6 protein-coding genes are annotated in these 11,619 nt (G+C 63.8%); 5 read left to right on the plus strand and 1 reads right to left on the minus strand.

The features are described 5' to 3' along the window. Positions 1-1,254, minus strand: a 1,254-nt coding sequence (locus ACFMO7_RS03570) for a BTAD domain-containing putative transcriptional regulator (protein ID WP_376794158.1), incomplete at its 3' end; no start/stop codon positions are given. Between the two features lie 550 nt (positions 1,255-1,804). Here ACFMO7_RS03570 and ACFMO7_RS03575 point away from each other — a divergent pair. The 5 genes from ACFMO7_RS03575 (at position 1,805) to ACFMO7_RS03595 (ending at position 11,488) form a co-directional block, all read left to right on the plus strand. Next, complete coding sequence (locus ACFMO7_RS03575; RefSeq protein ID WP_376794159.1) at positions 1,805-2,437, plus strand: response regulator; 633 nt, start codon at positions 1,805-1,807, stop codon at positions 2,435-2,437. Beyond that, positions 2,434-2,706: a helix-turn-helix transcriptional regulator gene (locus ACFMO7_RS03580; protein WP_376794160.1), complete on the plus strand. Its 273-nt coding sequence runs from the start codon at positions 2,434-2,436 to the stop codon at positions 2,704-2,706. Before ACFMO7_RS03575 ends, ACFMO7_RS03580 begins: the two co-directional genes overlap by 4 nt. A gap of 405 nt (positions 2,707-3,111) precedes the next feature. Next, positions 3,112-6,441, plus strand: a complete 3,330-nt coding sequence (locus ACFMO7_RS03585; protein WP_376794161.1) for a hypothetical protein — start codon at positions 3,112-3,114, stop codon at positions 6,439-6,441. 73 nt (positions 6,442-6,514) lie between these two features. After that, a complete protein-coding gene (locus ACFMO7_RS03590) occupies positions 6,515-10,381 on the plus strand; it encodes a helicase (RefSeq protein WP_376794162.1) in 3,867 nt (1,288 codons plus the stop codon). A gap of 225 nt (positions 10,382-10,606) precedes the next feature. Next, complete coding sequence (locus ACFMO7_RS03595; protein ID WP_376794163.1) at positions 10,607-11,488, plus strand: class I SAM-dependent methyltransferase; 882 nt, start codon at positions 10,607-10,609, stop codon at positions 11,486-11,488. Positions 11,489-11,619 lie beyond the last annotated feature (131 nt).

The following is an 11,619-nucleotide window of genomic DNA, read 5'->3' on the forward strand; positions in this document are numbered from 1 at the left end:
GCACGCCGTGATGCTGCCCGCACACACCGGCAGCACCTCCTCCCTCAGCCTCCCCTCCTTCATCCCCTGCTCCTCCTGCCAGCCTCCCCTCCCTCTCTGCCCCAGCTCCAGCCCCATCACCACCTGCGGCAACCCCGCCAAAACCTGCAACGCCATCCGCCTCGGCATCCGCTGCCCCATCCCCGCCACCAACTCCCCCAGTCGCTCATTCCGTTCTCCCATGCTCAGCTCCTGATGGATCAACTGCTCCAGCTCCTGCAGGCTTCCCCGTCCCCCACGGCCCCAGATCAGCGGCCAGACCACCACCCCCACCTCACAGCTCCCCCCCTCACAGGGCGCCCGCAGACTCCGCGGAGCCACAACTCTCACTCGCTCTTCCCGCCCCTCCTTCCCCTCCGCTCGCTTGCTTCCCTCCCAGTATACCACACCCAGCAGCCGTCGCCCAACGCTCGACTCGTCTCCCTCCCCCTCCCGCAGCCGCTCCAACAACCCACACGCCTCCTCTGAAAAGGGCAGCCCTTCCTGCTCCAACCGCTGCCGACCCGCCTCCAACACCCGCTCCGCCCGTTCCCTCTCCCCCTGACGCAGCCACCACCCATACAGCTCCAACAACACCCTCTCATCCAGCGGATGCGTCTCATACAGCAGCGTATACTCCTGCGCCGCCTCCCTCACACTGCCCATCCGCTCATACAGCCGCGCCAGCCTCACCCCCGTCCGCAGCCTCTCTCCGGCCAGCCACTCCCGACGTGCCACCACCCAGCTCCCCGTCTGCTCCTCCAACAAGCGCCCCCGCCGAAAATAGCTCTCCGCCCGCTCCAACCGCGACAACTCCTCCGGCCCCTCCTCTCCCCAGCGGCCCACCCCCTGCAGAGCCTCCAGCGCCGCATCCACATCCGTCCAGAGCTGCCCCTGACCCGCCAACTGATAACTCTGGCCGTAGGTCTGCACCAGCGACGGCCTCCCCAGCACCTTCCTCACCTGCCCCGCCGCCGTCACCGGATAGCGCTCCATCGCCTCGCTCGGCTCCTCCCGCGGCCACAGATCTGCCAGCAACTGCTGACGATCCAACCGCCTCCCATGCGCGCACAGCAGGCGCTGCAACAGCGGACGCGCATAAAAATACGTCCTCCACTGCTGGCCCGGCACCTCCTGCCAGCTCCCATCCGGCTGGCGCAGCTCCACCCCAAAGGGCCCCAGCAACCAGACACGCACCACAGGTGTCCTCTCTTCACCAGCTTCACGCTCTGCCATCGCTCTCTTCCCGCCTTTCTTGCTCTCACGCTCACCGGCGGCCCGCCAGGCGGAGCCAACCCCATCGCCAGCTCGCCAGACCACCCCGCGAGCCTGCCATGTCGCCGCACAACTGTATACAGCACGCTTGTCAGGTAACGTTCAACGCATCAGCTCTTTCGATTATAGCAGATACATCTGCCGATGGGAAGCGCTTCTTGCTCTCGGCCGGTTCTTGTTGCACAAGAACGCATATGAGCAGCGTGGAGCCGTCCTTCGTCAGCGCAGCTCCCCTGGCGCCTCTACCAGCACCAGGAGCAGCGCCTCACCTCCCACCCTACAGGCACTCCGGTAGAACAAAAGCAGCGGGCGCCGCCCTGGCAGAGCCCCGGGCGCACCAACGGCGCTTCTCCACAGGGAGGCGCCCGCCAGCTCTGCAGTTGGAGGGCGCCGGGTCTGAGCGGGGCGACCAGCGGCCGCCCAGATCAAGCGCGCGAGCGCCTCCGCAGCTCGGAGCAGCCACCCTCATGGAAGCCCTGGAATGGAGAGGAGAAGAGAAAGGAGCGTGAGCATGTCGGGTCCCATCTTCGTCGTTGACACCTCGCCGGTCTGCCGTCTCATCGTCGCCCTGGCCCTGCGGCGTGCAGGCTTCCGCGTCTGCTGCTATCCAGACGGGCTGAGCGCCCTGCAGGAGCTGGCACGCAGCCCAGAGCCGCCGGCCCTGCTCCTGCTCGACCCCGCACTCAGACCCCTGGACGGCTATCATCTGATCCGGCTCCTCCGGCAGCAGCCGCGGCTGGCCAGCATTCCCATCGTGCTCATGAGCGCCCGCCCGAGCTGGCGCGAGCGCCTCAGCGCCCGGCTTGTCGGCGCCAGCGCCCTGCTCGCCAAGCCCCTGCGCCTCGACCAGCTCGTCGCCCTGGTTCGTCGTCTCACCGCCGCCAGCCCCGGCCCAGTGCCGTCCCCACAGACCCCAACGGCCCCCATTCCCCCACCGACGGGCGCGCCACTCTCCGTGCCCGTCCCCAGGCCACTTCCTGGGCACAGCCCTGGCCACCTCCCCACCTCCCCCCTTGAGCCAGCGCCCTGCTTCGTCCCCTTCGTCCCTGGCAGCCAGACCCTGCTTCCCGCTCTGCCCCTGCCGGGCGCCAGGGAACAGCAGAGCCAGCCCCAGACAGCATCGAAGGAGGCAGCGAAGCGATGAGCCAGCGTCGAGCCTTTCGCCGCAAGTGGGGTCCCCAGGAACCAGGACCGCCGCGCCGGCGCGAATGGGAGGTCCTGCTGCTGCTGCGCCAGGGAATGGAAGATGAGGTCATCGCCGCCCGCCTGGGCATCGCCGCCAGCACCGTGCGCGGCCATCTCTATCGAGTGCGCGAGCGGCTGGGAGCCAGCTCCCGCGCCGAGCTGCTGGAGCGTGTCCCCTGGGAGCAATGTCCCGCCGACCTCTGCGCCGGCACGGACCAGCCCCGCTGAAGCGCGCCACTAGAGAGACCCAGTACCTGCCAGGAAAGAAGCCATCAGGCCAGAGGTCGAGCCTCCCACCCCGCAGGCCAGCCTGGCTGGCCCTGCGGGGCGCATCCCCCTGGAGGCCGGCAGCCAGGCCAATCGACCAGCCCGTCACCGGGCCTCTCCCCGCAGAGAGCCGCCTTTGTCCCTCCCGCGCCAGGGGAACCTGGCCCCTGCTCTGCCGCGGGAGCCATCCGCCGCCCCAGGTCCTCTACAAAAAAGAGATGCCGCCAGCGTTTCGCTAGAAAAAGGGGATAGCGGCATTCATGCATACCACCATCCCCGTCAGGAGGAGAAGCAAGAAGCGACCAACCAGGAAGGACGCACCGTCCACCCCAGCCCAGCGCAAGAACCTGGAGGATAAAGCCACTCATGAGCACACTAGAGCAACGAGAGCATCACCTGGCCGCCGTCAACTATAGCCAGCTCTTCGAGACCATTGGCCAGAAATTGACCGAATTGGAGTCAGAGGAGCCAAAGGTAGCCCCCATTCAGGCGAGTAAGGACCTGCACCGGCTCAGCTTCAACCTCGACAGACTGGCCCTGGCAGTGGCCGAGCAGGCTACGCAGCTCGCGCTGCCCGTAGAGAACCTTGCCGGCACGAGCTACGCCAGCATCCACTTTGCCGACGACAAAGCCCGCAGCAAGTTTGGCAGCGACCTGGAGCAGCACATCCTGCAACCTCTGCGCCAGGCTCTGGCCGGCCTGCGTCTGCCGGAGAACCAGACGCTAGAGGAGTACATCAGGAGCCTTTTCCAGCCCCTGGCCAACTTCTCCACGCCGGGAAACACGTTCGAAAAGACCCTCAGTGACCAGAGACGCAACCGCCTGCTCTATCCGCTCAAGGAGACCCTGTTTGTCAAGCGGCATCGTCTGCATTTCCAGAAGCTGCCTGGCAGGGCCAGCGAGACACGGCTAAAAGGGCACAAACTCACCATCGACGTCCAGGGGATCGGTGACCTCAAAAAGGACCTGATCGAGGGCATTCGGGCCCATCTTGAGAGCTACGGCGAGAGCGGGCAGGCCAGCGAAGAGGAAGTCAAAGAGGCCCTGGCTATCCTTCAGCAAGAAGCAGGCCCTGCAGCCCCGGGGATCAGCTACATCTGCGAAGTCATCACCGACGAGGCCCTGGCCCGCATCCAGCGCACCGCGCGCCTCCACTACCTGACCTACATTCAACAGAGCCTCAGCGGCGATCCCAAGGCCAGGGTGCAGGAGCAGCAAGCCGCGCGCCTGCTCAAGACCCTGGTCGAGCGCCTGCACCAGCTTGAAGCCTACATCCAGCGCCACCCCGACAGCCACTACCTCGTCTCCTACGGCGACCAGGAACAGCCCATCAACCTGCGCGAGCTATTCTCAAGGGCCGACGCCTTCGATCCCCTGCCCATCTTCGGGGAAGTCGCGGGCCAGCTCGGAGAAATCATCTACGAGCCACAAGGGATCAAACGCTTCATTCACGGCCTGCGCCTCAAGCTCAACGGCAGGGTTCACGTGCACGGAGGCCAGGGAGAGCCTTCCTTCACCTTCCACCTGGCCCTGCTCCAGCCGGGCAGCCCCGCCTTTAAGAGGCGCCGGCAGGAGGCGGAGAACAACGGCACCCTGGAAGCCTTCTACACGCGCATCGTCCGCGTGGCCGTGCTCTACTTCTTCGCCTTCAAGCGCTGGGAAGATCCCACCTACCAGCCGGAGGCCGACTTTGAACGCGAGCTTCTGCCCATCCTGCGAGCCGGTTCCCAAGAGGAGAAAGAGGCCGCGCTACGGCGACTGGCCGCGGAGCTAGAGTCGAAGCAACAGAGTCACAGAGGCACCTCCTCCCTGCTGGAAGAGCTGCGCGCCGTCCTGATCACCGCCCTCAAAAAGGCCAACACCCACTCTGACCCCTACCGGACCGCCCTGGTAGTCTCCCTGAGCAGCGGCGTCCTCGCCAGAGATCTCGATCAGATCTTTTCCCGCCATGAATTTTTCAGCGACGACCTCTCCTTGCAGGAGGAGCGCCGGCACAGGCTGCTCAAGTATATCAGCATCGAGCAGGCCAGCATCAGCAGCAACGTCCTCTGCAAACTGGACGTCAGCCTGCAGATCGAGCCACTCTACTTCCTCAAGCGGACCGACGTTCCCGAGGAGACCATCAGCAGCTATCAGATGACCCGCGACCTCGACCAACTGCAGGCCCTGCCCGTCATCTTCCTTCCCATCGGGGCAGATAAGCAGCAGCAAGAGGCCAGCAAAAACCTCTTCCAGAAGAGCTTCGGCGACCTGGGGCACATCGCCCTGGGCTACGGCCACCACTACCGGGGGCAGGCCGTTCGTTCCGAGGCGGCCTTCGTCTACCGCTTCACCTACCTGCTCGTGGCCTACCTGTTCATCAAACTGGTCATTGACAGCGTTCCCTCCATCGAGCCGGCCCGGCGCTTCATCCCCCTCATCTGCATCCACGTCCAGAAAGAAGAGGCCGGCCAGGAGCACTACAACGACGAAAGCGTCCTGCACGGCATCACCAAGGTGCTGGAGCACCTGCTGGGCGCCGACTACCTGACCAGCTCGCAGGGCATGCATCTCAAGACCCTGGAAGCGGAAGGCAGTAACGTCCACCAGCTCAGGAGCGCCCTCTGCTCGCTCTACTCGGCCCTGCCCCACCGCTTCAAGCCGCGGCCAGCGGCCTTAGCCTCCACGGGCAGAGCGGCCCGGCCAACGGCGCCAGCAAGACAGCAGCCAGCCAACCTGGCCACGGCCCCCGCCAGCAGCCAGCCGCTCCCCCAGGAGCGGCCCGGCAAAGTAGCGATTCTGGTCGTCTCCAGCCGCAAATGTGACTACAACACAAAGGCGCAGGACCACTATCTGGCCACCATCTACGGCGAGGTGCTCGGCCTGGAACGGCAGGGCAGCGACCTCGTGCTGCGCCGGCTCCGGACCTTCGCCGACAACCACCCATCTGAGAGCATCCACATCCAGCCCGACATCATCATCGAACAGGCGCGCTACTGCGCCCAGCAGGGTTACCGCCATCTGCTCTACGTCGCCCACGCCCCCTACAGCCGCACCCTGGGCCTCACCAAAGGCGGGGCCCGCGAGCTATTCTTCATGAGCCAGCACGTCATCCAGGCCATGCGCGAGGTCGCCAGCGACTTCCGCGTCTACCCCATCTTCTGCGACCTCTACTACGTCCTTGACCTTCAGCGCAATCCCTCCGGGCAAGCCCAAGAATCGCTCTACATTGACGAACTGAGCGAGCTGGCCGACGTCGTCAACGACCCCAGCAAGCGCACCGTCATGTTTCTTAACCTCTACAATGGCTACTCCCTCTCCGCCCGCCAGGGCAACGCTCAGGAGTACGTCTACAACGGCGTTATGGCCTACTCGACGGTCACCCATGTTTACGAGCAGGACCCCAGCTACGAGCAGTACATCTGGTCCGACCTGCTAGCCCCCGACCAGCCTGGCACCATCAAGCATCACCTGATCGAGGCCCTCAGCCTGCTGCACTTCATGCGCTTTGAAAGACCATCCACTCCCTTGATGAAGCTCGATCCCTACAAACGCATCATCGGCGATCGCAGCACCGGCGCCCAGGCCATCATTCCCCACATGAAAGGCCAGCAGCGCTTCAACATGTTGGCCTTCCTGACCCAGGTGCGAGCAGTGTTGCGCGCCCGGGAACAGGGGCAGCCACACGGCGACAGCCAGCAACGGCCGTCATCTTAGGAGACCCTCAAAAGAAAAAGAAACAAGGAGAACAGAAGAAGAAGAAGAAGAGGAACAAGGAGGGTCAGGCAGCATGTCAGATGGAAGAAAGCCCTCATCGACAGAGAGCAGGCCAGCCGTCCAGGCTGGGGGATCAGAGCCTGTGGCCGGCCACCAGCATTTCGGCGAAGACATGGGGCGGCTCTTCGAAATCGGCTTTGCCACGGGCCTGCTGAGCGCCCTCGGCCAGGAGACCTGCCTCACCAATCCCGCCTACGACTACTACCGCCAGGAGCTGGCCCAGCTCCACTTTGAGTCGCTCTACAGCAAGCTCAGCAAGCGCAACAGCGTCTTCAGTAGCTGGGATCGGGACCAACTGCGCCTCTGGGCCCTCTTCATCCTCCTGCGCGGCTACCTGGGAGGGCGGACCTTCTTTCAGGAATTTCTCGAGGCCCTCACGACCAGCGAGAGAGCCACCCCGGAACTCCTCTACTTACAATGCCGCTTTCACGGTCCCAACAGTCTGGGCACCTACGAGAAAAAGGAGACCCAGGCTTTCGCCGGGCTGCTCGAGCAATTGCGCCAGCACATCCCCTCTCTCCCGGCGAGCGAGCAGCTCTACGAAGCCTATCGCCGGCGCGGCCAGTTTCCCCAGGCCGATCTGCTGCTCCTCCTGCGTCAGGGCAAAGGCTGGCGCATCCTCTGCATCGACCTCTCCGTTTTCAGCGTGCGCAGCCTGGGCGACGCCGCCAAGCTCACCTCCGTCGAAGCGATCCAGGGCCTGCTGCTGCGCGAGCTACGCTACATGCGCACCCGCAGCGCCTTCACCAACCTGAGCATCGACACCGACACCGCCCTGGTCAGCGGTCAAGAGCTGCTGGCCACCGGCCTCAAACGTTACTTCTACGCCTTTAGCCGCCAGGACAAAGAGAGCTACAAGCTCATTCAGGCCGCGAGCTACGCCTACAGCTTTTACCGCTTTCTACTGCGTTACAAATTACTGAGCCAGCAAGACGACATCACCTTTCATATCATTGGCTACACCGACCGCGGCACCAACAGCATGACCCTGGGCCGCGATCAGGTCGCCGTCCTGGAAGCCTGCGCCGAGATCTACCGGGAGCGCGAGGAGGGTCTGCTCCCCGCCGGTCAAGAGATCGAAGCCAGCCGTCAGAGGCTCCTGGACATCATCAGCCACTACGTACGCAGGTGCTTCCAGCAGGGAGAGCCATTCATCAAGCAGCTTCTGGAGCAGCCCGGCCGGGGCGACGGCCTGCACTGGATCTCTCACGAGGAGAGGCTTAGCGACTTCGTCGGCATGGAGACCCCCCTGACTGCCGGGCAGGTGACCCCCGAGCTGCAGGCCCTCTTCCCCAACCAGCCATGCGCCGGACGAACCCTGCGCGCGCTGCACGAGGAGCTGGTCCGTCGCGAGCTGGAACAAGCGACCCCTTACCTCTTCCTGACCGGCACGCCCGGTATCGGCAAAACCACCGCCATCGTCAACTTCCTCAAAGAGCGGGCCATGCAGGGCGAGGGCTTCCTTTTCATCTACGTCAGCCCCCGCAAGCAGGTCAACCTTGACATCATCAACAAGTTCCGTCACCCCAGCCCAAAAGGTACCCTGCGCTGCGACACCCTGCTGGCCCTCACGACCAACTCCGCCTATATCCAGGCCAACGGCGGCCAACCCACAGTGCACTACTACTCCTCCCTGCGCAACGACCGTTTCTCAGTGAGCGGTGTCCACTTCCTGCCGGCGGAAGGCCACGAAGCCCAGCAACAACGTCCGCGTCAGCGCCGACTGGAGGAAATCGAGGAGGGCCTGCTCATCGATCGTGGCCAAAACATCAGCGGCGTTCTCAACAGCCTCTGCTCGGCCATCAACGTCGCGCTGACAGAGCAGCTTTCCAACACCATCGTCGCCACCGTGGCCGTACAATCGCTCCGGCGCACCAACAGCGAGCAGGCCACCACTCTGGGGCACCTCAAGAAGATCTTCCAGAGCCTGACCAACCAGGGGCTGCTCCAGCCGATGGCCCTGGAGCAGCTCAGCCAGCGCATCAAGTACATCTTCTTTATGATCGATGAGGTCACCGGCGACGAGAGCGGCGCCGCCTTCGTCGAGGGGATCCATAGCCTGCTCAGCCAGTACCAGCTTTTCAACCGCCCGGCCATCCGCTGCAAGATCATTGTGGCCGACGCCTCGATCGTTGATCCCCAGCTCATCCAGCGCCACCTGGAAAACAGCGCCTACGAACCGGACAAGATCTACTTTCGGCGCGCCAGCCAGCCGCCGCAGCCACTCAGCCGCAGCACCTTCCGCTTCAAACGCCAGGAGGCCGTCGGCATCAACGCCAACGCGTACCCGGCCAGCTCCCTGCGCCTGCGCTATCGTGTGGGCCTGGAGATCGAACCATACGAGGACACGACCGCCTTGCAGGCTATCAGCCGCCAGCTCAAAAGCGGACTGCAGCAGCATCTGCTGGAGGATCTGCTAGCCATTCTCCAGCAGCCCGAGGCCCCACAGGTTCTGGTCTACATCCAGGACAAGCAACGCCTGGCAGAACTGATATCTGTGCTAAAAAAGCGGCTGGGTCAATTCCAGCTCTACGAGGACTACCTGACCATTCACGCGAACATCTCTGAGGAAGAGAAACGCAAAGTCCAGGACTATCAAAATCAGGTGCGGGTCGTCTTCATGACCGCCTCGGCCAGCCGTGGACTCTCCTTCGAGCGTGCCCGAGAGATCCTGGTCGACGTGCCGCGCTTTGCCATCGAGCAGAACCTGATGGAGATTCTCCAGGTCATCTACCGCGGGCGCGGTGGCGACTTTGACAATCTTGAGAAGGGCATCACCTTCTACCTGTCCGATCGCTTCTTCTACAGCCGCGCCGAAGAGCGCGAGTCGTCCCTGCGCGAGAGCCTGCTGGCCCTGCTCAACATCCTGCTCATTCTCAAGACCTCCCTGCTGACGCGCATCAAAGGGGAGGGCCAGATTGGGCATAGCCGCTTCCTGATGATCCCCATCGGTGGCAAGGCCGTCCTCTCCGCTGGCGAAAGCCTGACCTCGCGCCTGGGGCGCCTGCTCGACCAGCTCGACGACCTGCGCTATCAACACCCGGACAACCCGGCCTTCCGCGAGGTGGCTGAGTACCTGACCAGCCTCCTCAGCCAGGCCCGCATCGAGCTGTTTCCTCCCTCAGCGGGCCAACGCAGTCGCTCTCAGCAGAGGCCGGCGCTCCAGCAGGGCAAGCGTCAGAGCCTCCCGCGCCCGTATCTGACAGTCCTGGATCGCCTGGCCCACGAGTTCGAGCAAGCCGCGATCCGCGGCTTCGACCACCTGCTGACCATTCCCCCTCTGGAACGGGCCTACATCGTGGGGAGCCTGCTGATTGTGCCGCTGGAAAAGCGGCGGCTGCACGAAGAATACTGGATCAGCCTGCTGAGGCTGTTGCAGAGCGATCGAAACGGCGAGGAGCTGCTCAGGCGCATGGAGAAACTGGTGCACGATCCACGCTGCAACGAGGAGATCCGTCTGCTGCTCAAGGAAGGCATCGTCTTGATCAAGGAGCTGTACCGCATCAGCCGACACGCAAGCGTCATTCCGCACGTCAACCAGGAAACGCGGCACGCCGACCAGCACTATACCATTCCCCTGCATACCCTGCTCGTCAGCCAGGTCTTCCGGAACCACTTCCAGAGCGGCGAGAAGAACCTGGCCGACTCCGCCTGGAATTTTCGCCGCCTCCTCGAAAGCTATCTGCGCACCCTCTATCCTATCGACAGCGTCCTCCCTCTCAGCCACCACTACGAGAGCTTTCCCTTCCTGGTCTTCCGCAGCTACAACCTGTCCGAGGCGCGGCGCAAGATCTTTCTTGATCACTACCTGTTTATGTCTCACGAGCTGAACATCATTAACATGCTGCTGGCCAGGAGCGCCCCAGAGGAGCAGCTGTAGGAGGAAGAAGAGGCAACCTTGTCAAGTGTGACACAGGCTGGTATCCTTTTTGAGGAATGGGCAAGACAGGCGACATCGACTCTCGCATCCAGCAAAGGCTTCACTGGGCGGCGTAGGCAGAGAAAGATGGCGCTGTCGCTGCCTGTCCGTTCGTTTCTCGATGGGCACCAGCCACACGTACCAGCACAACCATGAGCAGAGCAAGAAAAGGAGAGCTTAGACGCCATGTCCGCTGCTGAAGAGCAAGCAGCCAAAGGTCAGCGCGGAGAGGAGCATAGCACCTACTTCATCGATGCCGATGAGGCCGCCGAGCTGGCCCGCCTGATGCAACAGGATCGCCTGGTCACCGAAGCGATGGGTGGCCTGCTGCCCGAGCTGGAGACGCTGCCAGCCGAGGCCCAGGTTCTTGATCTGGCCTGCGGCCCCGGCGGCTGGGCGCTGGAGTTGGCCTTTTACTATCCCCAGGTCGAGGTGATCGGCGTCGACCTCAGCCCTTCGGTGATCGAATACGCCAACGCCCAGGCCCAGGCTCGCCATCTCGCCAACGCCCACTTCACCGTCATGAATATTCTCCAGCCCCTGGCTTTCGCCGATGCCACCTTCGATCTGATCAATGCCCGCTTCCTGGCCGGCTTCATGCGGCCCCAGGACTGGCCCACCCTGCTGGCCGAGTGTCGCCGCCTCCTCAAGCCTGGCGGCGTGCTCCGCCTCACCGAAAGCGAGTGGGGCCTGACCACCAGCCCGGCGACCGAGCGCTATTACGCCCTCTGCTCCGCCGCCCTCAAGCGGGCCGGCCAGAGCTTCTCGCCCGACGGGCGTCATCTGGGCATCACTCCCGTCCTGGCCCCGCTGCTGCGCCGGGCCGGCTTCGAGGATGTCCGCCTGCGCGGTGGCGTCCTGGAGTGGTCTAGCGGCACCCCTCAGCACTACGGCACCTTCAAAAATATATTCGTCATGTTCGATCTATTGAAGCCCTTCCTGGTCAAGACCGGCGTCATCAGCCGCGAGGAAGTGGAGCCGCTCTATCAGCAGGCCGTCGCCGAGATGCAGGCCGACGACTTCTGGGCCGTCTGGTTCTGGCTGACCGCCTGGGGGCGGCAGCCCTGAGTGAGACGGGCTGAGGCAGCCGGCAGGACCCCACAGGCCCCCCACCTTGCCGCCATCGAAGCAGCCAGACCAACAGAGCAGAAGAAAGGATGCAGCCAGACAACCATGACAGATAGACAGCCCACTAGACA

The sequence above is a fragment of the Thermogemmatispora sp. genome, assembly GCF_042408735.1.
In the GTDB taxonomy this organism is placed as follows: domain Bacteria; phylum Chloroflexota; class Ktedonobacteria; order Ktedonobacterales; family Ktedonobacteraceae; genus Thermogemmatispora.

Excerpts from the sequence above, each read along its gene's own strand:
- ACFMO7_RS03590 (WP_376794162.1), top strand. The coding sequence starts at position 6,515 with ATGTCAGATGGAAGAAAGCCCTCATCGACAGAGAGCAGGCCAGCCGTC.
- ACFMO7_RS03595 (WP_376794163.1), top strand. The coding sequence starts at position 10,607 with ATGTCCGCTGCTGAAGAGCAAGCAGCCAAAGGTCAGCGCGGAGAGGAG.
- ACFMO7_RS03580 (WP_376794160.1), top strand. The coding sequence starts at position 2,434 with ATGAGCCAGCGTCGAGCCTTTCGCCGCAAGTGGGGTCCCCAGGAACCA.
- ACFMO7_RS03575 (WP_376794159.1), top strand. The coding sequence starts at position 1,805 with ATGTCGGGTCCCATCTTCGTCGTTGACACCTCGCCGGTCTGCCGTCTC.
- ACFMO7_RS03585 (WP_376794161.1), top strand. The coding sequence starts at position 3,112 with ATGAGCACACTAGAGCAACGAGAGCATCACCTGGCCGCCGTCAACTAT.